Here is a 20718-nt window from a genome sequence, read left to right as displayed (position 1 = left end):
GGGTATAGTCCCCGGCATGGACGCATCGTGGAAGACCGCCGCCTCGGCGACGCTGCACTGCCTCACCGGCTGCGCCATCGGCGAGGTCCTCGGCATGGTCGTCGGCACCGCGCTCGGCCTGCCCGCCTGGGGAACGGTCGTGCTGGCCGTGGCGCTGGCCTTCTTCTTCGGCTACGCCCTGACCCTGCGCGGCGTGCTGCGCGCGGGCGTCGGGTTCCGGGTCGCCGTGAAGACCGCGCTCGCCGCCGACACCGTGTCGATCCTGGTCATGGAGGTCGTGGACAACGCCGTGATGCTCGTCGTGCCGGGCGCGATGGACGCCGGGCTCGCCAGTGCGCTTTTCTGGGGCGCGCTGGCGTTCTCGCTGGCGGTGGCCTTCGTGCTGACGGTGCCGGTCAACCGGTGGCTCATCGCGCGCGGCAAGGGACACGCCGTCGTGCACCACCTGCACCACCACTAGGGTGGCCGGCGTGACGCGCTACGGAGACGGACTGGCGGTCGTGACCGTCACCTACTCGCCCGGGGAGACCCTGGCCGGCTTCCTCGACACCCTGGCGGGTGCCACCACGCGCCCGGTGACCGTCGTGCTGGCGGACAACGGCTCCACCGACGGGGTGCCGGAGCGCGCGGCCGAGGCGCACGAGCACGTGACGTTCCTGCCGACCGGCGGCAACCTCGGCTACGGCGCGGCCGCGAACCGGGGCGTCGCGGCGCTGCCCGACGACGTCGGCTGGGTCGTGGTCGCGAACCCCGACCTGTCGTGGTCGCCCGGCAGCCTCGACGTGCTGCTGGAGGCGACCAAGCGGTGGCCGCGCGGCGGCGCGTTCGGCCCGCTGATCCGGGAGCCGAACGGCGCGGTGTACCCGTCGGCGCGGCAGCTGCCGTCGCTCGGGCGCGGGCTCGGGCACGCGGTGTTCGCCAAGGTCTGGCCCGCGAACCCGTGGACGCGCGAGTACCGGCAGGAGAAGGCGTCGGTCCAGGAGCGCACCGCCGGGTGGCTGTCCGGGTCGTGCCTGCTGCTGCGCCGCGAGGCGTTCGACTCGGTGGACGGGTTCGACCCGCGCTACTTCATGTACTTCGAGGACGTGGACCTCGGCGACCGCATCGGCCGGGCCGGGTGGCTCAACGTGTACGTGCCGGAGGCCGAGGTGACCCACATCGGCGGCCACTCGACGGCCCGCGCGTCGGACCGGATGCTGGCGGCGCACCACAGCAGCGCGTACCGCTACCTGGCCGACCGCCACCAGGGCCCGCTGTGGGGACCGCTGCGGCTGGCCGTGCGGGCGGGGCTGGGGCTGCGGCTCAAGCTGGTCACCGGCCGCCGCTCCTGAAGCCGGACCCGTCGGGGGTACCGGCCCCCTGTCGTGGCACGGGCTGTCGTGGCGCGGGGCACGGGCGATCCCTCCCCGCCGCGAACTCCCGGTCCGGTGGGGTCGCATCGCGCTGGAGTCGCGGCGGGGTCACATCGCGGCGGGGTCACATCGCGGCGGGGTCACATCGCGCGGTAGTCGCGCGGTGAGAAGCGGGGGCCGAAGCGGGGCTTGCGCGCGCCGGACGCCTCGACGTAGCGCACGGCGCGGTGGCGTTGCGGCTGGTAGGGCGACAGCACCTCGGCCATCCCGGCGTCGTCCAGCGGGCGGCCCAGCAGCGCCCAGCCGACCAGCCCGGCCAGGTGGAAGTCGCCGAAGCTCACCGCGTCCGGGTCGCCCCAGGCCCGCTGCGCCACCTCGGCTGCGGTCCACGGGCCGACGCCGGGCACCTTGCGCAGCAGCGCCCGCCCGGCCTCGCCGCGCAGCTCGCACGCCCCCTCCAGGCGGTGCGCCACCTGCGCGGCGGCGACCAGGGCGCGGCGGCGCGCCCCGTCCACGCCCGCGCGGTGCCACTCCCAGTCGGTGATGCCGAGCACCGCCCGCGGCGTCGGCGGCACCACCATCCCGGCCGGCGCGGGCCCCGGCGCGGCGTCGCCGAACCGGCGGCACAGCTCGCGGTACGAGCGGTGGGCCTCGACGAGCGTCACCTTCTGCTCCAGCACGGCGGGCAGCAGCGCGTCCCACACCCGGCCGGTCGAGCCGAGGCGGATGCCGGGCAGGCGGCGGCGGGTCTCCGCGACCAGCGGGTGGTGCGCCCGGAACGCCGAATCGTCGTCGTCCGCGCCCAGCAGCGCGGGCAGGCGGTCCAGCAGCCAGTCCGCGCCGTCGCCCCACGCCCGCCCCACGACGTCGCCCGCCTCGACCACGTGCAGCGTCCCCGGACCGACCGGCGTGTTGGCGGTCAGCCACACGCCGCCGCCCTCCACGCGGAACGCGACGTCACCCGCACCGCGCCGCAGCGGCCCGAGGACCGCGGCCACGTCCAGCGGGAACGGGGGACGCCACGTCCTAGGCATCGGTGGAGAACCGCACCCCGGCCTCGGGCAGCACGACACCGGGCCACACCCGCGCGCCGCCGACGAGCTCGCACCGCGCGCCGATCACGGCGTTGTCGCCGATCACCGCGTCCGAGAGCACCGCGCCCGCCTGGACCAGGGCGTTCGCCCCGAGCACGCTGCGCTCGACCCGCGCGCCCTCGCCGACCACCGCGCCGTCGAACAGCACCGAGCCGACCACGGTCGCGCCCGCCGCCACCGTGCAGCCCGCACCGATGGTCGAGCCGCCGGTCACCTCGGCGGCCGGGTCGACGGTCGCGCCGGCCAGCACGATCGCCTCGCCGGTCACCGGCGGCAGCGCGGCCGACGGCGCGACGCCGCGCACCAGGTCCGCCGAGCCGCGCACGAACGCGGCGGGCGTGCCCAGGTCGAGCCAGTACGACGTGTCGACGTGCCCCTGGAGCCGCGCGCCCGCGGCCAGCAGGCCGGGGAACGTCTCCCGCTCCACGGACACCGGGCGGCCCGCCGGGATGCCGTCGACCACGGACCGGCGGAACACGTAGCACCCGGCGTTGATCTGGTCGGTCGGCGGGTTCTCGGTCTTCTCCAGGAACGCGGTGACGCGGCCCTCGGCGTCGGTCGGCACGCAGCCGAACCGGCGCGGGTCCTCCACCTTCACCAGGTGCAGCGTCACGTCCGCGCCCGACGACCGGTGCGTGTCGAGCACGCCGCGCAGGTCGACGCCGGACAGGATGTCGCCGTTGAACACCATCACGTCGGGCTCGCGCAGCTTGTGCGCGACGTTCCGGATCGCGCCCGCCGTGTCCAGCGGCACGTCCTCCACCACGTACTCCAGGTCGAGGCCCAGCGCCGAGCCGTCGCCGAAGTGCTCCTGGAACACCTCCGCCTTGTAGGAGGTGCCGAGCACCACGTGCGTGATGCCCACCTCCCGGATGCGGGACAGCAGGTGGGTGAGGAACGGCACCCCGGCCGTGGGCAGCATGGGCTTGGGGGCTGAGAGGGTCAGCGGTCGAAGCCGGGTGCCCTTGCCCCCGACCAGGACCACCGCCTCGGCGCCTTGCAGCTCCGACATGCCGTTTTTCCTCCTCCGCTTACTTCCGCCCGTGGATGCGAATACTCTGGCACGAGCACCTTGGCGACACGGGCTCAGGCCCCGTGTCGGCGAGCGTCCCCGATCGGCACCGCCGGCGTGATCGCCGGCCCAAGGCACACGCAGGAGAGATCCGGATGGACCCCCGCGCCCGGGCCGACGCGGCGCTCGCCCGTGCTCGTGCACGTGGCATCCACGTCGTGACGCCGGACAACATGACGTCCCCGATGGACTCGTCGGCCACCCAGCAGATCCCGCGCAGCATGGTCGACGCGGCCGACCCCCGCCTGGCGGACCCGGATTCGACGATGGTGCTGTCGGCGCAGGTCGCGTCGGGCCGCGCGCCCGCGCCACAGGCCGCACCGCAGGCCGCACCGGCGCCGGAACCGCCGCCGCAGCCCGAACTGCGGGTCGCGCCGGGGCCGGTGCCGACGGTGCAGCAGGTGGAGACGTCGCGGCCGTCGCTGTCGCAGCGCCTGTCGGGCGGCCAGGAGCAGCGCCCGCCGGGGTTGACCCAGCGCCTCAGCGGCGACGGCTGACCGACCGCGCCCGTGCTCGGGCTCGGGCCTGCCCGCGGGCCCCGGTCAGCGCAGGCGGCTCAGCGCCGCCTCGATCATCGGGCCCAGGTCGTCCACGTTCGACGGCAGGCCGTCCAGGGGCCACCACTGGAGGTCGACGGACTCCGCGCTGCGCACGGCCTTCGCGCCGACCGGCGCCCGCACCAGGAAGCGCACGTCGAAGTGCCGGGTCGGCACGCCGAGCGAGCACGTGATCGGGTGCACGTCGAGGTGGATCGGCACCGGCTCCGCGCGCAGGCCCCGGATGCCGGACTCCTCCGCCGCCTCCCGCAGCGCCGCGCCGACCAGGGTCGCGTCCGACTCCTCGCAGTGCCCGCCGAGCTGGAGCCAGCGGCCCACCCTCGGGTGCAGGGTGAGCAGGGCCCGCTCGCCGGTCGCGTCCAGCACCAGCGCGGACGCGGTGACGTGACCGGGCTCGCAGGACCGCAGGCACGCGTCCGGGCGGGCCGCCAGGAAGCCCAGGAACGCCTGTCGCAGCGCCTCCTGGTCGCGGTTCGGCGGTCGCCAGTCGGTCAGGACCGACGTCGTGTCGGCGTGCAGGCTCACAGCTCGACGAACCCTTCGTCCGGGGAACGGGGCGGGCGGGGCAGGAGCGGTTCGGTCGGGTGGCCAACGGCCACCGCGCCCAGCGGCTCCCACGAGGCGGGCAGGTCCAGCACCGCGCGGACCACGTCGGCGCAGAAGATCGTCGACGACACCCAGCACGAGCCGAGGCCCTCGGCGGCCAGCGCCACCAGCAGGCCCTGCACGGCCGCGCCGCCGGCGACGGTGAACATGGTGCGCTCGGCCGCCGCCCTCCTCGCGTCCGGGTACGCGTGCGCGCCCTCGGCGACCAGGAACGGCAGCACGACCTCGGGCGCGTCGCGCAGGAAGTCGCCGCGCGCGAGCCGCCGCTCGACCTGCTCGGGCGGCAGGCCGTCACCGCGCAGGTCGTCCGCCCAGCGCTCGCGCATCGCGGTCAGCAGCGCGTCCCGCCGGGCGCGCAGGTGCACGAACCGCACCGGCCGGGTGTGGTGCGGCGCGGGCGCGGTCAGGGCCGCGCCCACGGCCCGGCGCAGCGCCTCGACCGGCACCGGGTCGGCCGTGAACTCCCGCACGGACCGGCGCACCAGCACCGCCTCCGCGCGGCCCCGCGCCACGGCCTCCGCCACGCCCAGGTGGAACAGGTCCTCCGCCACGGGCCGGACCAGGTCGCGGGCGGTGGAGCCGTCGTCGGCCACCGCCAGCCCGCGCACCACGGCCACCGGCACCGCGCCCAGCTTGCCCTTCACCAGGTCGGCGGCGGCGGCGATCTCGTCGGCCACCGCCACCGAGGTCACCACCAGCTCGTTGCCCTGGCCGTCCACCGAGCCCGCGTAGCGGTGCAGCACGGCCAGGCCGGACGCGCCGATCGCCGCGTCGGTCTGGCCCACCCGCCACGCCCGGCCCATCGTGTCGGTGACCACGACGGCCACCTCGACGCCCAGCGCGGCGCGCAGCGCGGCCCGCAGCGCCGCCGCCGACGCGTCCGGGTCGACCGGCAGCAGGGCGATCTCGTCGCCCGCCACGTTCGACGCGTCCACGCCGGACGCCGCCTGCACGATGCCCAGCCGGTTCTCGGTGATCAGCGTCCGGCCGTGCCGGGCGATGACGCGGACCGCCTCGGACTCCACGTAGGACCGCCGGACGGCGTCCCGCCGCTCCGGGTCGGCGGGCACGGTGACCAGCCGTCCCTCCACTTTGGACAGCACCTTGCTGGTCACCACGACGACGTCGCCGTCGGCGAGCCACGGCGCGGCCGAGGCCAGCGCCGCCGCCAGGTCGTCACCGGGGCGGAACTCGGGCAGACCGGGCACGGGCAGGACGGTGAGCCCGCCGGTCGCGGCGTGGTCAGCCAACCGGGGCCCCCGACAGCTCCAGCGCGGCCCGCGCCATCGCGGCCGTCGCGTCCACATCGGACATCAGCAGCGGCACCGCGCGCACCGCCACGCCGGGTACGTCGCTGCGGTCGCCGGTGTGCACCAGCCAGCCGTCCAGCACGCCCTTCTCGGTCGTCCTGCGCGAGCCGTAGTACCGGCCGACGGCCTCGGCGGAGGTCTCCACGCCGATCGCGGTCAGGCACGCGTCCGCCATGCCGCGGAGCGGCTTGCCGCCCACGATCGGCGACAGGCCGACCACGCCGGCCTCCGTCTTGCGCAGCGCGTCCCGCACGCCCGGCACGCCGAGGATCGTGTTGACGCTCACCACCGGGTTCGACGGCGCGATCAGCACGGCGTCGGCGTCCAGCAGCGCGTCCACCACGCCGGGCGCGGGCGTGGCGGTCTCCGCGCCCACCGACGCGAACGACCGCGCGGGCAGCCCCGCCCGGTGCTTGACCCACCACTCCTGGAAGTGGATGGCCCTGGTCCCGTCGCCGTCGTCGACCACGACGTGCGTCTCGACGCGGTCGTCCGACATCGGCAGCAGCCGCACGCCGGGCTGCCAGCGGTGGCACAGCGCCTCCGTCACGGCCGAGAGCGGGTAGCCCGCGCGGAGCATCCGCGTCCGCACCAGGTGCGTCGCGATGTCCCGGTCGCCGAGGCCGAACCACGTCGGGTCCGCCTCGTAGGCCGCCAGCTCCTCCTTGACCGCCCACGTCTCGCCCGACCGCCCCCAGCCGCGCTCGACGTCGATGCCACCACCCAGGGTGTACATGCAGGTGTCCAGGTCGGGGCAGATCCGCAACCCGTGCATCCACACGTCGTCACCGGTGTTCACCACCGCCGTGATCTCGTGCTCGGGCGCACCCAACAACGACTTCAGTCCGACGAGGAAACGCGCCCCGCCGACCCCACCCACCAGTACGACGACCTTCACGGGACGCCATCCTCCCACGCTGCCCGCGCGGCCGACGCCGGGACGCGGTCCGGCGACGCGGCGCCCGTCGCCGGGCGGTCGCGGACGCCTGCCGGCGCGGTGCGAACGCCCGCGTCGGGTGCCGCGGTGCGACCGTCAGCGCCAGAACATGAACGTCGACTGCCCGAACCGCGCCCAGAGCTGCTCACCGCCGACCAGCCCGAACACCGCGTCCGCGAGGTCGAAGAACACCCGCGCGACGCTGGGGAACCCGATCAGCACCGCGAACAGCACCAGCGGCGCCCACGGCCGCGCCTTCGCGCCGAACTGCCGCGCCTGGTAGGACATGTACGGCTCGATCACGCCCCAGCCGTCGAGGCCCGGAATCGGCAGGATGTTCAGCACGAACGCGAAGACCTGGAGCAGCGCCAGGTACGACAGCGCGGCGGCCAGGCCGGCGGGCGGCTGGAACAGCAGCACGGCCAGGCTCAGCAGCGCGCCGAGTGCGAGGTTGCTCACGGGGCCGGCCAGCGACACCATCGACTCGACCCGCTTGTTGCGCAAGGCGTGGTGGTTGATCCACACCGCCCCGCCGGGCAGCGGGATCCCGCCGAACGCCAGCAGCACCAGCGGCAGCACGATCGACATGACCGGGTCGGTGTAGTGGCGGATGTCCAGCGTCAGGTAGCCCTTCGCCCGCACCGCGTGGTCGCCGCCCCGGTAGGCCACGATCGCGTGCCCGAACTCGTGCAGGCACAGCGAAACCGCCCACCCGCCGAGCACGAACAGGACGGTTCCGCCGATCAGGGCGGCGTCGGAGTCGTCGAACAGGGTCAGCACGGCGCCTGCCACCGTCACCGCGAGCAGGCTGAGGAACAGTGGACTCGGTCGCACCGCTGATCGCTTCACCCTTCCAGTGTGGCCTCCCCGGCCCCGTCGCTCACAGGGGCGGGCGCGGGCCTGCCGCGCGGCCATTATCGCTCGGCGTGCCGCCTAAATCACCGTCTGTGCTGCTAGTCAAGGCTTTCGCGGTCAACTGCGCGAATATCCCCCGTCCTGTGGACTCGGCTTGACCGCGTGTTGTGACACAGGTGTAATCACATCGGTGTCATTCGTCGTTGTGGGGACGGCGAGTGGTGTCCGCCAACCGGGGAGAGCGGAAGGCGAGGAGGCGGACGGTATGCGGGAATTCGACGGGGGTCGTGACGTGGACGGTGACGCGCCGGCGCAGGAGCCGGTCGTGTTGACCGACCTTTTCGACGCGACCGACGAGCAGGACTGGCAGGAGCGCGCCCTGTGCGCGCAGACCGACCCCGAGGCGTTCTTCCCCGAGAAGGGCGGCTCCACCAGGGAGGCCAAGCGGATCTGCCTGGGCTGCGAGGTGCGCTCCGAATGCCTGGAGTACGCGCTCCAGCACGACGAGCGGTTCGGCATTTGGGGGGGACTGTCCGAACGCGAGCGGAGGAAGCTCAAAAAGCGCGCCGTGTGATACGCCGCTGATCACAGCGTGATCCGCCGCTGATCGCGCCGGCTTACCGTGGGCGTCCCACGGCGTAGTCGACACGAACGGGGTGCGGCAGTTGACGAGCGGCACCACTCCACGGCTGCGCACCGCGCCCGTGCTGGCAGTGCTGGTGTGCCACGACGGCGAGCGCTGGCTGGGCACGGCCCTGTCCGCGCTGCGCGGGCAACGACCAAGGCCCCGGCACGTGGTGGCGGTCGACACGGGGTCGGTGGACGGCACCGCCGCGCTGCTCGCGGGAGCCGCCGAAGGTCCCGATCGGGTGATCGACGGCGTGCTGGCGCTGCCGCGCGGCACGGGGTTCGGCGAGGCGGTGCACGCGGCCGTCGCGCACGCCGTGGAGCGGTGGGGCGATCCGGGCGCGTGGCTGTGGCTGCTGCACGACGACTGCGCGCCCGAGCCGGACTGCCTGGCGCTGCTGCTGACGGCGGCGGAGGTGTCGCCGTCGGCGGCGGTGCTCGGGCCGCTCGGCCTGGACTGGGCCGACCCGCGGCTGGTGGTCGAGGCCGGGGTGTCGACGGACGCGTCGGGGCACCGGCAGACCGGGATCGGCGGTGTCGCGCTCGCCGGGTCGTTCCGGCAGAGCACCGAGGCGCTCGCGGTGTCGTCGGCCGGGTCGCTGGTCCGGCGCTCGGTGTGGGAGGACGTCGGCGGGTACGACCGGCGGCTGCCGCTGCTGCGCGACGACGTCGACTTCGGGTGGCGGGTCAACCTCGCCGGGCACCTCGTGCTGTCCGTGCCCGCGGCCCGGCTGCGGCACGCGCGCGCGGCGGCGCGGGGCGCGCGGGGGCTGGACGCGGCGGCGGACCGGCCCGGACCGCCGCCGCGCGGCGTGGACCGGGCGCACGGGCTGCGGACGTTCCTGGTCAACTGCGGCACGCTGTCGTTCGTCCTCGGGCTGCCCCGGCTGGCGGTGCTGGGACTGCTGCGCGCGGCGGGTTTCGCGGTGCTGCGGCGGTTCGCCGACGCCCGCGCCGAGCTGGGCGCGCTGGGCTATTTGCTCGGCGGGCGGGCGCGGCTGCGGGAAGCCCGCGCGGCGCGGCCCGTGAAGGGCGTGGTGCGCGGCCTGTTCACCAGTCGGGTCACCCGGTTGCGCAACGCGGTCGCCGCCGTGTCCGCCTACCTGATCCGGCGGCGCGTCGAGGCGGACGCGGCGCTGGGCCGGCTGCCCGAGGACGACGTCCGGCCGGTGGACTGGTCGCCTCCGTCCGAAGTGGAGCGTCGCGCGGTCGGCCCGTCGGCGCTGCCCGCCGGCGCGCTGTCCCGGCGGCGACCGGTCCGACCCACCGGCGGGCTGCGCCTGCCGGCGACCACCGTGCCCGTCGACGCGGCGCTGCCCGGCACGCTGCGGCCCTCGCCCCGGCCCCGGCCCTCACCGGCGCCGCGCGGTGCGCCGTCGGTCGTGTTCGTGGAGGTCGACCGGGCGCGGGTGCTGTGGTCGCTGGTGCTCGGGCCGCCGCTGGTGCTCGTGCTCGGGCTCGTGGTGTTCGGCGTCCTGGCCAACACCGGCCGGATCGGGGCGGACCTGTCCGGCGGCCGGCTGCTGCCGGTGCCGGACCTGGCGACCACGTGGTCGACCTACCTGGCGTCCTGGCACCCCGTGGCGGGCGGCACCACCGCGCCCGCGCCGGCCGCGCTGGCCGTGCTGGGGACGCTCGGCGCGGTGCTCGGCGGTCCGCCCGTGGTGGTGGCCGTGCTGTTCGTCGGCGACGCGGCGCTGGCCGGGTTGTTCGCCTACGCCGCGACGCGGCGGGTGCCGGTGCGGCGACCCGCGCGCGCGGTGGTCGCGGCGGCCTACGGGCTGCTGCCCGCGGCCACCTCGGCGGTCGCGCAGGGCCGGCTGGACGTCGTCGTGGTGCACGTCCTGGCCCCGGTGGTGTTCGTCGGCGTGCGCTCGGTGCTGCGCGGCGGCGCGGGCGCGGCGTGGCTGCCGGTGGCGTCCGGCACGGCGCTGGCCGTCGCGGTGGTGGGCGCGTTCTCGCCGCTCGTGCACGCGTTGGCGACGCTCGGCGCGCTGGCCGGGTTCGTCGTCGTGCCCGGCCGGGCCGGCGACGGGCGGCGGCGCGTGGCCGGGCTGTTCACCGTCGTGCTGCTGCCCGTGGCGCTGCTCCTGCCCTGGCCCGCGGTGCTGCTGCGGCACCCGTCGGTGGTGCTGCACGGCGTCGGGGCGCACCCCGACACCCCGCCGGTGGGGTGGGCCGACCTGCTGGCGCTGCGACCCGGCGGGCCGGGGGCGGTGGCGCACGTGGGCGTGCTGGTGGTGGTGTTCGCGCTCGCCGCCGCGGTGCTGCGGCCGTCGCGGGCGATGCTGCCGGGCGTGGCGGCGGTCGTCCTGGCGGGGTTCGCGGTGATCGTGCTGCGGGCGGTGCCGGCGACGCCGCCGACCGGCGGCCCGGCTGTCGTGGGGTGGGCCGGCGCGCCGCTGGTCGTCGCGTCCTGGGGCCTGCTGTGGGTGGTGCTGGCCGCGTGCCGCAAGGACGCCGTCCCGGTGCGGTGGCCGCGCGCCGCCGCCGTGCTCGGGGCGGCGGGCGTGTTCGGGATGGCGTGCCTCGGCCTGGTCGGGCTGCGGACGGGGCCGCTGACCGCGTCCACCGCGCGGCTGCCCGCGACGGTGGAGCAGGAGCTGCCCAGGACCGGGCGGTCGGTGCTGGTGCTGGGCACGCCGACGCGGCAGGTCGCCGGTCGGCTGCCCGCGTTCGGCGACGACGACCTCGCACCGGCGTCCGCCGCCGCGTCCCGGCTGGAGCGGTGGCACCGGCAGCTCACCTCGGGCACGGCCGACGAGGCCCGCGCGGCGCTGGCCGGAGCCGCGGCGGGCGGGGTGGCGTTCGTCGTGGTGCCGGACCGGGCGACCGGGCAGCGGCTGCGCGACCTGGTCGGCGACCTGGTGGCCGAGGCGCCGCCGATGTCGGACGGGCGGCCGGTGCTGCGGGTCCAGCTGGCGGCCGGCAACGCGGTACTGCTGTCGCCCGACCTGGCGCGCCGCGCCCGGACCGGCGGCACGCCGCCGGACGCGCTGGGCGCGCCGGGCACCGCGCCGGTGGACTCCGCGCCGCCCGAGGTCGGGGTCCGCGTGTCGGAGGGGCCCGAGGGGCGGTTGCTCGTGATCGCGGCGGAGGACGAGCCGGGGTGGCGGGCGACGGTGGACGGGCGGCCGGTCGCCGTGGTGCGGGCTTGGGGGCACCTGGTGGGTGTGCCGGTGCCGGCGGGCGGGGCGGAGGTGCGGGTCGAGGTGACCGGGACGGTGCGGGAGCTGCTGCTGCTGGTGCAGGCGGCGGCGGTGCTGTTCACGGTGTTGACGGCGATCCCGGCGCGACGGCGGTGAAGGGCGTGGGGGATCGGCTCTCGGAAGCGGAAGTGATCAAAAGCGGAAAGAAGCGCTCGCCGCTGGGCAGGCCGCCAAGGAGGGGAAGGGCGAGGCCAGAGGTCTGGGGCAGTGCCCCCGCACGACTGTGTGTGATATGAATCTCACTCGCCGTCGATGACGTCCGGGTCCAGGCCGAGGTAGTTCGCCACCTGTTCGACCAGCACGTCGTGCACCAGGTCGGCCAGGTCCGCCCCGTCCTTCGCCCGCGCCTCCAGCGGCCGCCGGTAGAGCACGATCCGCGCCCGCCGGTCGGTCCCGGCGGGCAGCAGGCGGGCCAGGGGGACGTTGCCGTCCTCCACCACGTCGCCGTCGTCGGAGGCCGCCTGCACGTCCGGCACGTCGTCGACGGCCACGTCGAGCTGGGTCAACTCCGTCCGCCACCTGGCCTCGATGGGCTCCAGCGCCTCCAGCACCAGCGCGTCGAAGCGCTCCGCCCGGCTCCGCGCCGCCGGCAGGGTCGCCGGGTACAGCGGTCCGCGCAGCCCTCGGCCGTGGCGGTCGCGGCTGCGCCGCCTCGGAGAGCCCTGACGTCGCGAACCCCTTGCCATCACCACGGGGTAGAGGGTAGTTGGCGGGGGTGACAGCCTGTCGGCGACCTGCGGAGTTGTCCCGTTCGACCGCCGCGCCGTAGGTAATCCAACACACCTCAGCCGCGACGCGATATCGTCCCCGCCGTGCGGAGCGTGAGACGGTGCTCGCGAACCGGGTGCGCTAACCCGGCAGTCGCCACGCTCACGTACGCCTATGCGGACTCGACGGCGGTCGTCGGGCCGCTCGCCACCTACTCCGAGCCGCACAGCTACGACCTGTGCGAGGAGCACGCCCTGCGGCTCACCGCGCCGCGCGGCTGGGAGGTGGTCCGGCACCAGGGCGAGTTCGTGGCCCCGGAGCCGACCGTGGACGACCTGACGGCGTTGGCCGAGGCGGTGCGGGAAGCGGGCCGGGCCGACCGGCCGGTGGACCCTCCCGAGGTGCCCGCGGGCACCGTCCGGCGTGGTCACCTGCGGGTGCTGCCCGACCCGCGCGACGACTGAACGTACCGGGCACGACCCGTGCAGTCGCGCCGGTAGGCTTTCGACGCCCACGTCAAGAGCCGAACCGGGAGTGTGGCCGTGCGTGATCTGTCCGGCATCGTCAAGGCGTACGACATCCGCGGTGTCGTCGGCGAGCAGCTCGACGCGGAGGTCGTCCGGGAGTTCGGCGCGGCGTTCGCGCGGCTGGTCGGCGGCCCCTCCGTGGTCGTGGGCCACGACATGCGCGAGTCCTCGCCCGGCTTGGCGGCGGCCTTCGCCGAGGGCGTGACCAGGCAGGGCGTCGACGTGGTCAGCATCGGCCTGGCCAGCACCGACATGTTGTACTTCGCGTCCGGCAAGCTCGACCTGCCCGGCGCGATGTTCACGGCCTCGCACAACCCGGCCGAGTACAACGGCATCAAGCTGTGCCGCGCCGGCGCCTCGCCGGTGGGCCAGGACACGGGCCTCGCGCAGCTCCGCGCGGACGTCGAGCAGGGCGTCCCGGACGCCGAGGGCGTGGCGCCGGGCTCGGTGTCGGAGCGCGACATGCTCGCCGAGTACGCCGCCTACCTGCGCGAACTGGTGGACCTGTCGTCCTCGCGGCCGTTGCGGGTCGTGGTGGACGCGGGCAACGGCATGGGCGGGCACACGGTGCCCTCGGTGTTCGACGGGCTGCCCGTCGAGGTCGTCCCGATGTACTTCGAGCTGGACGGCAGCTTCCCCAACCACGAGGCCAACCCGCTCGACCCGAAGAACATCGTCGACCTCCAGGCCCGTGTGCGGGAGGAGGGCGCGGACGCGGGTGTCGCGTTCGACGGCGACGCCGACCGGTGCTTCGTGGTGGACGAGCGCGGCGAGCCGGTGTCGCCCAGCGCGATCACGGCGCTGGTGGCCGTGCGCGAGCTGGCCAAGGACCCCGGCGGCACGATCATCCACAACCTGATCACGTCGCACGCCGTGCCCGAGATCGTCCGCGAGCACGGCGGCAAGCCGGTCCGGACCCGCGTGGGCCACTCGTTCATCAAGGCGGAGATGGCCCGCACGGGCGCGATCTTCGGCGGCGAGCACTCCGCGCACTACTACTTCCGCGACTTCTGGCGCGCCGACACCGGCATGCTGGCCGCGCTGCACGTGCTGGCCGCGCTGGGCGAGCAGGACGGCCCGCTGTCGGCCCTGACCGCCGACTACGCGCGCTACGCCGCGTCCGGCGAGATCAACTCGACGGTCGCCGACCAGGCAGGCCGGCTGGCCGCGATCAAGGCCGAGTTCGGCGCGCGGGACGGCGTCGAGCTGGACGAGCTGGACGGCCTGACCGTCACCCTGCCGGACGGCTCGTGGTTCAACCTGCGCGCCTCCAACACCGAGCCGCTGCTGCGGCTGAACGTCGAAGCCGCCGACGCGGCCTCGGTCGCGGCGTTGCGCGACGAGGTCCTGGCGATCGTGAGGGGATGAGCGCCGTGGTCGTCCAACTCGACGCACAGCTGCTGGAGATCCTGGCCTGCCCGTGCCCGGAGCACGCGCCGCTGCGGCCCGGCACCGCCGACGACCCGCAGGCCGACTTCCTCACGTGCACGGCGTGCGGCCGGTCGTTCCCGGTCCGGGAGGGCATCCCGGTGCTCCTGCTGGACGAGGCCCTCCCGCCGACGGCGGGGTGAGCCCACGTGCTCGACGACAGCCTCCTGGACGACCAGGCCCGTCTCGCCGACGCCGACACGGGCGGCCTGCTGCGCGCCGCCGCGCGAGCGGGCGCGCAGGTCAGGGCCACCGCGGAGGCGGCGGAGGAGCTGGGCGTCCGCCGGGTGTTCCAGGACCGGCCGCGAGCGCTGGTGCTGGTGACCCGCCCCGGCGTCGCGCCGTCCGTGGCGAAGCTGGTGACCGCCCTGCTCGGGCCGGGGTGCCCGGTGCCGGTGGTGGTGACCGACGACGTGCCCGGCTGGGTGGGCGCGCTGGACGTGGTGCTCGCGCACACCGAGGACGCCGGTGACGTGGTGCTGGCCGAGGCCGTCGACCGGGCCGCCCGCCGGGGCGCGCGGGTGCTGCTGACCGCCGAGCCGGACGGCCCGGTGGCCGCGTCCGCCGCGCGGCACGCCCTGCTCGTCCCGCCGCGCGTGCCCGTGCCGCGGGGGTTCGGGTTCGCCCGCGGGTTCGCGGCCTGGGTGGTGGCGCTGAACGCGCTGCGCCTGCTGGACGTGGACGTGCAGCTGGTCGCCGACGAGCTGGACCGCGAGGCCGAGCGCGACCACCCGATGCACGAGTCGTTCGTGAACCCGGCCAAGTCGCTGGCCCTGCGGGTCGCCGACCGGACGCCGCTGCTGTGGGGCCTGGACGACCCGGCCACGGCCGTCGCCGCGCACGGCGCCGGTGTGCTGGCGTGCTACGCGGGACTGGTCAGCGACGTGGCGGGGTACCCGCAGGCGTTGACCAAGTCCGTGCTGCACCGGCGGGCGGTGCACGGTTCCTCCGGCGCCGACATCTTCGCCGACCCGGACGACGAGCGGGAGGGACTGGTGCGCGTGCTGCTGCTGGCCGTGCGCCAGGGCCGGTCGGCGGAGTACGCGCGGCGGGCCGCGATGGAGACCTTGCCGGGAGCCGACGTGCTCGAACCGGCCGAGGAAGTGACCGGCGGCGACGCGGTGTGCTCCGCGCTGCTCGCGCTGCGGTTCGAGTTGGCCGCGCTGTACCTGGGCCTGGCGGCGGGAACGCTGGGCGGTCCGGGGCTGTACGCGCCGGCCGTGTGAGGGGACGTTCGCTGTGGAACTGCTGCACAACGCGGTGCGGGCGTACGCGTGGGGATCGCGTACCGCCATCGCCGAGCTGCTCGGGAAGGAGGTGCCGGCGCCGCACCCCGAGGCCGAGCTGTGGATGGGCGCGCACCCCGGCGACCCGTCCCGCGTGGTCCGGCCGGACGGTTCCCGCTCGCTGCTCGAACTGCTGGCCGAGGACCCGGCGGGCCAGCTCGGCGCGCGGTGCGCCGAGCGCTGGGGCGGCAGGCTCCCGTTCCTGCTCAAGGTGCTGGCGGCGGAGGAGCCGCTGAGCCTCCAGGCGCACCCGTCGGCGCGGCAGGCGGCGCTCGGGTTCGCCGCCGAGGAGGCGGCGGGCGTGCCGGTGGACTCGCCGGTGCGCAACTACAAGGACCCGTCGGCCAAGCCGGAGCTGATCTGCGCGCTGACCGAGTTCCACGCGCTGGCCGGGTTCCGCGACCCGCACCGCACGGTGGCGCTGCTGCGGTCGCTGGAGGCCCCGGACTTCGCCCCGTACACCGAGCTGCTGGCCGAGCAGCCGGACGCCAACGGGCTGCGCGCGCTGTTCACGACCCTGATCACGCTGCCGCAGACCGCGCTGGACGCCCTGCTGCCGCAGGTGCTGGACGCGTGCGTGCTGCACGTGAAGGAGCGCGGCGAGTTCGACCTGGAGTGCCGCACCGCCCTGGAGCTGGGCGAGGCGTACCCCGGTGACGCGGGCGTGCTCGCGGCGCTGCTACTCAACCGCCTGGTGCTCAAGCCGGGCGAGGCCATCCACCTGCCCGCCGGCAACCTGCACGCCTACCTGCACGGCACGGGCGTGGAGATCCTGGCGAACTCGGACAACGTGCTGCGCTGCGGCCTGACCCCCAAGCACGTCGACGTGCCCGAGCTGATGCGCGTGCTGGACTTCACGTGCGGCGACATGCCGGTGCAGACCGGGGTGAACACCGCGCCCGGCCTGTGGACCTACCCGACGCCGAGCCCCGAGTTCGAGCTGTCCCGGCTGGAGCTGCCGCCGGGCGGCGAGGCCGTGGTCGACCACGACGGACCGCAGATCCTGCTGGTCACGGAGGGCCGGGCGGTGCTGTCCGACGCCGCGGGCGGCTCGCTGGCGGTGGACCGGGGCCGGTCGGTGTGGCTGCCCGCGTCCGACCCGGCGGTCGTGATCACCGCCGACGAGCCGACGCGCCTTTTCCGGGCAACCGCCGGAACGGATTAGGGTCGGCGCATTAGGGTCACCCCCGAACCGGTCAACCCGGCCAGAACGGACCTTCGCGCGAGGGAGCACACGTGTCAGCAGGAGGCGGTACCAAGGCGATCATCGCCGCGCTGGTCGCCAACGCCGGGATCGCGTTGGCGAAGTTCGTCGGCTTCCTGATCACCGGCTCGTCGTCGATGCTGGCCGAGTCGGTGCACTCGCTGGCCGACACGTCGAACCAGGGCCTGCTGCTGCTGGGTCAGCGGACGTCCCGGCGCAAGGCCACCCTGAACCACCCGTTCGGGTTCGGCCGCGACCGGTACTTCTACTCGTTCGTGGTCGCGCTGCTGCTGTTCAGCCTCGGTTCGGTGTTCGCGCTGTACGAGGGCATCCACAAGCTGGAGTCGCACGAGCCGCTGTCGTCGCCGCTGGTGGCGGTGGTGATCCTGGTGGTCGCGATCGGCCTGGAGAGCTACAGCTTCAAGACGGCGATCGCCGAGTCCAGGCTGATCAAGGGCGACGCGACCTGGTGGCAGTTCATCCGCCAGTCGAAGGTGCCCGAGCTGCCGGTCGTGCTGCTGGAGGACGCCGGCGCGCTGTTCGGCCTGGTGCTGGCCCTGCTCGGCGTCGGCCTGTCGACCCTGACCGGCGACCCGGTGTGGGACGCCGTCGGCACCATCTGCATCGGCGCGCTGCTCGGCGTGATCGCGATCATCCTCATCGTGGAGATGAAGTCGCTGCTGATCGGCGAGGGCGCGGCGCCGGCGGAGCTGGACGCGATCGTGGACGAGCTGGCGGCGGGCAAGGTGCAGCGCGTCATCCACATCCGCACCCAGTACATCGGGCCGGACGAGCTGCTGGTGGCCGCGAAGATCGCCCTGAGCCCCGGCCTGCCCGCGGCGGAGGTGGCTCGGGCCATCGACGACGCCGAGCTGCGGGTGCGGAACAAGGTGCCCGCGGCGCGGCTCATCTACCTGGAGCCCGACCTGGACCGGACCATGGCCAAGTCGTAGCGCTCGGCACGAGCCGCGAGCCGTCGGAACAGCGAGCGGGGCCCACCTCGGGACGTCGAGGTGGGCCCCGCTCCGCGTCGGCGGTCGGACCGGGTCAGGGCCGCTCGTCGGGCTTCACCACCGGCACGGCGGTGGCACCGTGCTCCTTGCCCAGCAGGGAGTTCCGGCGGCTGTAGACGAAGTAGACGACCACGCCGAGCGCCATCCACACCAGGAACCGGACCCAGGTGAGCGCGGTCAGGTTCAGCATCAGCCAGATGCACGCCACGATCGCCAGCACCGGCACCAGGGGCACCAGCGGCACCCGGAAGCCGCGCGGCAGGTCCGGCCGGGTCCTGCGCAGCACCAGCACGCCCGCCGACACCAGCACGAACGCGAACAGCGTCCCGACGTTGACCATCTCCTCCAGCTTGCCGGCCGGGAAGAAGCCCGCCGCGATCGCGACCAGCACGCCGATGATCACGGTGATCCGGAACGGCGTGCCGTGCTTGCCGGTCCGCGCGAGGCCGCGCGGCAGCAGGCCGTCGCGGGACATCGCGAACAGCACCCGCGACTGGCCCAGCATCAGCACCATGACGACGGTGGTCAGACCGGCCAGCGCGCCGATCGAGATGACCGTCGCCGCCCAGTCGACGCCGTTCTCCGAGAACGCCGTCGCGAGCGTCGCCCGGCTGCCGTCCGGCTGCGTCTTGAGCCGGTCGTAGGGCAGCATCCCGGTGATCACCAGCGACACGCTCACGTACAGCACGGTGACGATCGCCAGCGAGCCCAGGATGCCGCGCGGCACGGCCTTCTGCGGGTTGCGGGTCTCCTCGGCGGTCGTCGCCACCACGTCGAACCCGATGAACGCGAAGAACACCAGCGACGCCGCCGCCAGCAGGCCCAGCACGCCGTACGTGCTGCCCGAGAAGCCGGTGACCAGGCTGAACAGCGACTGCTCAAGGCCGGTCCCGGTCGTGCCGCCCGTCTCGGCGGGAGGGATGTACGGGCTGTAGTTCGCCGTGTTGATGTAGCCGATGCCGAGCACGATCACCAGCAGCACCACGGCGACCTTCACCGCCGTGATCACCGCGCTGACCCGCGACGACAGCTTGGTGCCCAGCGCCAGCAGCACGGTGAGCGTCGCCACCAGCAGCAGCGAGCCCCAGTCGACGTCCAGGCCGCCCACGGTCGCCGTGGTCTTCAGCGACAGCCCGAGCTGCTCCAGGACGGTCTGGAGGTACACCGACCAGCCCTTGGCCACGGCCGCCGCGCCGACCGCGAACTCCAGCACCAGGTCCCACCCGATGATCCACGCCATGAACTCGCCGAACGTGGCGTAGGAGAACGTGTACGCGCTCCCCGCCACCGGCACCGTCGACGCGAACTCGGCGTAGCAGAGCGCGGCCAGCGCGCAGGCGATCGCGGCGAGCACGAACGCCAGCGAGACCGACGGCCCGGCGAGGTTGCCCGCGGTGGACGCGGTGAGCGTGAAGATGCCCGCGCCGACCACCACCGCGACGCCGAAGACCGTGAGGTCCCACGCGGTCAGGTCCTTGCGCAGCCTGGTGTCCGGCTCGTCGGTGTCCGCGATCGACTGCTCGATCGATTTCGTGCGCCAAAGCCCGTTCCCCGGCACGGTGCTTCTCCTCCTCGTCGAGCGTGTGTTCCGGCTGCTCACCCTAGAGGTTCGGGCCGCGACGGGTCGTGGCGACGGAACCTCCGGGTACTTTGCCGGACATGACCGTGCTCTGCCTGGACGTCGGCTCCACGTGGACCAAGGGCGCGCTCGTGTCCGCCGACGGCGCGCTGCTCGGCACCGCCCAGCGGCCCACGTCGCCGCCGGAGGTGATGGCCGCCGTGGCCGAGGTGTCCCGCGCGCTCGGCGCGGCCGACGAGGTGCTGGCGTGCTCCTCGGCGGGCGGCGGCCTGCGGCTCGCGGTGGTGGGGCAGGAGCGGCTGGTCAGCGCCGAGGCCGGCTACCGGGTGGCGCTGTCGGCGGGCGCGCGGGTCGTGCACGTGTCGTCCGGCCCGCTCGACGGCGCGGGCGTCCGGGCGTTGCGCGCGGCGCGGGCGGACCTGGTGCTGCTGGTCGGCGGCACGGACGGCGGCGACCGCTCGGTGCTGCTGCACAACGCGGACCGGCTGGGCCGCGACCGGATCGCGTGCCCGATCGTGCTGGCGGGCAACGCGGACGCCCGCGCCGAGGCGGTGGCGCTGCTGGCCGGCCGGACGGTCGTGCCGACCGACAACGTCCTGCCCGACGTCGGCGAACTCGCGCCCGGCCCGGCCCGCGGCGCGATCCGCGAGGTGTTCCTGCGCCACGTCATCGGCGGCAAGGGCCTCTCGCGCGGCGCCGGTTTCCGCCGGCTGGTCCGGGCGGTGACGCCGGACGCGGTGCTGGGCGGCGTGTCCCGGCTGGCCGCGCGGGACCACGAGGGCGCGGTGCTGGTCGTCGACGTCGGCGGGGCCACCACGGACGTGTACTCGGCGGTGTCCGCCGAGGACGGCGCGGCGGAGCGGGCGGTGGCGCTGCCGCCGGACCGCCGCACGGTCGAGGGGGACCTGGGCCTGCGGTGGTCCGCGCCCGGCGTGGTGGCGGAGGCCGTCGCCGAGCGGCTGGTGGACCCGGCGGAGGCCGACGCCCTGCGCGGCGAGGCCGCGCGGCGGGCGGCCGACGTGACGTGGCTCGCGGACGACCCGGCGGTGGACCTCCGGCTGGCCGGGCTCGCCGTGGTGCTGGCCCTGCGCAGGCACCTCCGGCTCGTGGCGGGCCGGCTGGGCCCGCGCGGGGCGGGGCGGCTCGTGCTGTCCGGCGGGGTGTTCCGCCACGCGCCCGACGTGGGCGGCGCGGTCCGCCTGCTGCGCGCCGACCCGCTGCTCCGACCGGTGCTGAAGGAGGCGGACGTGGTGGTGGACCGGGACTACGTGCTGGCGCCCGCGGGTCTGCTCGCCGGCGCCGGCCGCGTGGCGGTCGCCGACCGCCTCCTCGCGCACCTGGGGTGACGGGGGCC

20 protein-coding genes are annotated in these 20718 nt (G+C 75.2%); 12 read left to right on the top strand and 8 right to left on the bottom strand.

The features are described from left to right. Positions 1 to 16 precede the first annotated feature (16 nt). Together C8E97_RS30955 and C8E97_RS30950 are read left to right on the top strand one after the other, a co-directional pair. Positions 17 to 460 (top strand): DUF4396 domain-containing protein, encoded by a 444-nt coding sequence (locus C8E97_RS30955; RefSeq protein ID WP_121009218.1) that lies wholly within the window; start codon positions 17 to 19, stop codon positions 458 to 460. A gap of 10 nt (positions 461 to 470) precedes the next feature. Further along, entirely contained in the window at positions 471 to 1331 is an 861-nt protein-coding gene (locus C8E97_RS30950; RefSeq protein WP_121012778.1) for a glycosyltransferase family 2 protein, read from the top strand. Positions 1332 to 1492: 161 nt separating this feature from the next. Here the strand turns inward: C8E97_RS30950 and C8E97_RS30945 are convergent, their stop codons facing one another. Together C8E97_RS30945 and manB are read right to left on the bottom strand one after the other, a co-directional pair. Further along, positions 1493 to 2386, bottom strand: coding sequence for a DNA-3-methyladenine glycosylase family protein (locus tag C8E97_RS30945; RefSeq protein WP_121009216.1), 894 nt, complete (start codon positions 2384 to 2386; stop codon positions 1493 to 1495). Next, positions 2379 to 3458, bottom strand: coding sequence for a mannose-1-phosphate guanylyltransferase (gene manB, locus C8E97_RS30940; RefSeq protein WP_121009214.1), 1080 nt, complete (start codon positions 3456 to 3458; stop codon positions 2379 to 2381). Before manB ends, C8E97_RS30945 begins: the two co-directional genes overlap by 8 nt. A gap of 155 nt (positions 3459 to 3613) precedes the next feature. Between manB and C8E97_RS30935 the strand changes: the two genes are divergently transcribed. After that, positions 3614 to 4015 carry a hypothetical protein gene (locus tag C8E97_RS30935; RefSeq protein WP_121009212.1) on the top strand — a complete coding sequence of 134 codons (402 nt, stop codon included), beginning with the start codon at positions 3614 to 3616 and terminating at the stop codon, positions 4013 to 4015. Between the two features lie 45 nt (positions 4016 to 4060). Here the strand turns inward: C8E97_RS30935 and C8E97_RS30930 are convergent, their stop codons facing one another. From C8E97_RS30930 to C8E97_RS30915, 4 genes are all read right to left on the bottom strand, one after another. Then, entirely contained in the window at positions 4061 to 4600 is a 540-nt protein-coding gene (locus C8E97_RS30930) for an NUDIX hydrolase (RefSeq protein WP_121009210.1), read from the bottom strand. Beyond that, entirely contained in the window at positions 4597 to 5931 is a 1335-nt protein-coding gene (locus C8E97_RS30925; protein ID WP_121009208.1) for a coenzyme F420-0:L-glutamate ligase, read from the bottom strand. Before C8E97_RS30925 ends, C8E97_RS30930 begins: the two co-directional genes overlap by 4 nt. Further along, complete coding sequence (gene cofD, locus C8E97_RS30920; protein ID WP_121009206.1) at positions 5924 to 6889, bottom strand: 2-phospho-L-lactate transferase; 966 nt, start codon at positions 6887 to 6889, stop codon at positions 5924 to 5926. Before cofD ends, C8E97_RS30925 begins: the two co-directional genes overlap by 8 nt. Before the next feature lie 135 nt (positions 6890 to 7024). Then, the gene (locus C8E97_RS30915; RefSeq protein ID WP_121009204.1) at positions 7025 to 7777 is read right to left on the bottom strand and encodes a site-2 protease family protein; all 753 of its coding nucleotides are present in this window, start codon (positions 7775 to 7777) and stop codon (positions 7025 to 7027) included. Between the two features lie 271 nt (positions 7778 to 8048). On the opposite strand from C8E97_RS30915, the gene C8E97_RS30910 reads away from it, so the two are divergent. Next, positions 8049 to 8357, top strand: coding sequence for a WhiB family transcriptional regulator (locus C8E97_RS30910; protein WP_121009202.1), 309 nt, complete (start codon positions 8049 to 8051; stop codon positions 8355 to 8357). Between the two features lie 82 nt (positions 8358 to 8439). Beyond that, positions 8440 to 11715 (top strand): glycosyltransferase, encoded by a 3276-nt coding sequence (locus C8E97_RS30905; protein WP_425470625.1) that lies wholly within the window; start codon positions 8440 to 8442, stop codon positions 11713 to 11715. A 143-nt stretch (positions 11716 to 11858) separates the two neighbouring features. On the opposite strand, the gene C8E97_RS30900 is transcribed toward C8E97_RS30905, so the two are convergent. After that, positions 11859 to 12305, bottom strand: coding sequence for a metallopeptidase family protein (locus C8E97_RS30900; protein ID WP_121012774.1), 447 nt, complete (start codon positions 12303 to 12305; stop codon positions 11859 to 11861). A 126-nt stretch (positions 12306 to 12431) separates the two neighbouring features. Between C8E97_RS30900 and C8E97_RS30895 the strand changes: the two genes are divergently transcribed. From C8E97_RS30895 to C8E97_RS30870, 6 genes are all read left to right on the top strand, one after another. Further along, positions 12432 to 12791: a DUF3499 domain-containing protein gene (locus C8E97_RS30895; protein ID WP_121009200.1), complete on the top strand. Its 360-nt coding sequence runs from the start codon at positions 12432 to 12434 to the stop codon at positions 12789 to 12791. A gap of 78 nt (positions 12792 to 12869) precedes the next feature. Continuing rightward, positions 12870 to 14222 carry a phosphomannomutase/phosphoglucomutase gene (locus C8E97_RS30890; RefSeq protein WP_121012772.1) on the top strand — a complete coding sequence of 451 codons (1353 nt, stop codon included), beginning with the start codon at positions 12870 to 12872 and terminating at the stop codon, positions 14220 to 14222. Positions 14223 to 14227: 5 nt separating this feature from the next. Next, on the top strand, positions 14228 to 14425 hold the full coding sequence (locus C8E97_RS30885; RefSeq protein WP_121012770.1) for a Trm112 family protein: 198 nt from the start codon (positions 14228 to 14230) through the stop codon (positions 14423 to 14425). Positions 14426 to 14431: 6 nt separating this feature from the next. Next, positions 14432 to 15508, top strand: coding sequence for an SIS domain-containing protein (locus tag C8E97_RS30880; protein ID WP_121009198.1), 1077 nt, complete (start codon positions 14432 to 14434; stop codon positions 15506 to 15508). Between the two features lie 13 nt (positions 15509 to 15521). After that, positions 15522 to 16733 carry a mannose-6-phosphate isomerase, class I gene (manA, locus tag C8E97_RS30875; RefSeq protein ID WP_121009196.1) on the top strand — a complete coding sequence of 404 codons (1212 nt, stop codon included), beginning with the start codon at positions 15522 to 15524 and terminating at the stop codon, positions 16731 to 16733. A 71-nt stretch (positions 16734 to 16804) separates the two neighbouring features. After that, complete coding sequence (locus tag C8E97_RS30870; RefSeq protein WP_121009194.1) at positions 16805 to 17725, top strand: cation diffusion facilitator family transporter; 921 nt, start codon at positions 16805 to 16807, stop codon at positions 17723 to 17725. A 94-nt stretch (positions 17726 to 17819) separates the two neighbouring features. Here the strand turns inward: C8E97_RS30870 and C8E97_RS30865 are convergent, their stop codons facing one another. Continuing rightward, entirely contained in the window at positions 17820 to 19343 is a 1524-nt protein-coding gene (locus tag C8E97_RS30865) for an amino acid permease (RefSeq protein WP_121009192.1), read from the bottom strand. A 101-nt stretch (positions 19344 to 19444) separates the two neighbouring features. Here C8E97_RS30865 and C8E97_RS30860 point away from each other — a divergent pair, with 101 nt between their 5' ends. Beyond that, positions 19445 to 20710: a glutamate mutase L gene (locus C8E97_RS30860; RefSeq protein WP_121009190.1), complete on the top strand. Its 1266-nt coding sequence runs from the start codon at positions 19445 to 19447 to the stop codon at positions 20708 to 20710. The last annotated feature ends 8 nt before the right edge of the window (positions 20711 to 20718 follow it).

It is taken from the genome of Saccharothrix australiensis, assembly GCF_003634935.1.
Taxonomy (GTDB): domain Bacteria; phylum Actinomycetota; class Actinomycetes; order Mycobacteriales; family Pseudonocardiaceae; genus Actinosynnema; species Actinosynnema australiense.
Note: the sequence above shows the minus strand (reverse complement) of the source record. Positions and strands in the feature narration are given on the sequence as shown.

Bases quoted from the DNA above. Each gene is read 5' to 3' on its own strand.
- manB (WP_121009214.1), bottom strand. From the start codon at position 3,458: ATGTCGGAGCTGCAAGGCGCCGAGGCGGTGGTCCTGGTCGGGGGCAAG.
- C8E97_RS30945 (WP_121009216.1), bottom strand. From the start codon at position 2,386: ATGCCTAGGACGTGGCGTCCCCCGTTCCCGCTGGACGTGGCCGCGGTC.
- C8E97_RS30860 (WP_121009190.1), top strand. From the start codon at position 19,445: ATGACCGTGCTCTGCCTGGACGTCGGCTCCACGTGGACCAAGGGCGCG.
- C8E97_RS30900 (WP_121012774.1), bottom strand. From the start codon at position 12,305: ATGGCAAGGGGTTCGCGACGTCAGGGCTCTCCGAGGCGGCGCAGCCGC.
- C8E97_RS30935 (WP_121009212.1), top strand. From the start codon at position 3,614: ATGGACCCCCGCGCCCGGGCCGACGCGGCGCTCGCCCGTGCTCGTGCA.
- C8E97_RS30910 (WP_121009202.1), top strand. From the start codon at position 8,049: ATGCGGGAATTCGACGGGGGTCGTGACGTGGACGGTGACGCGCCGGCG.
- C8E97_RS30955 (WP_121009218.1), top strand. From the start codon at position 17: ATGGACGCATCGTGGAAGACCGCCGCCTCGGCGACGCTGCACTGCCTC.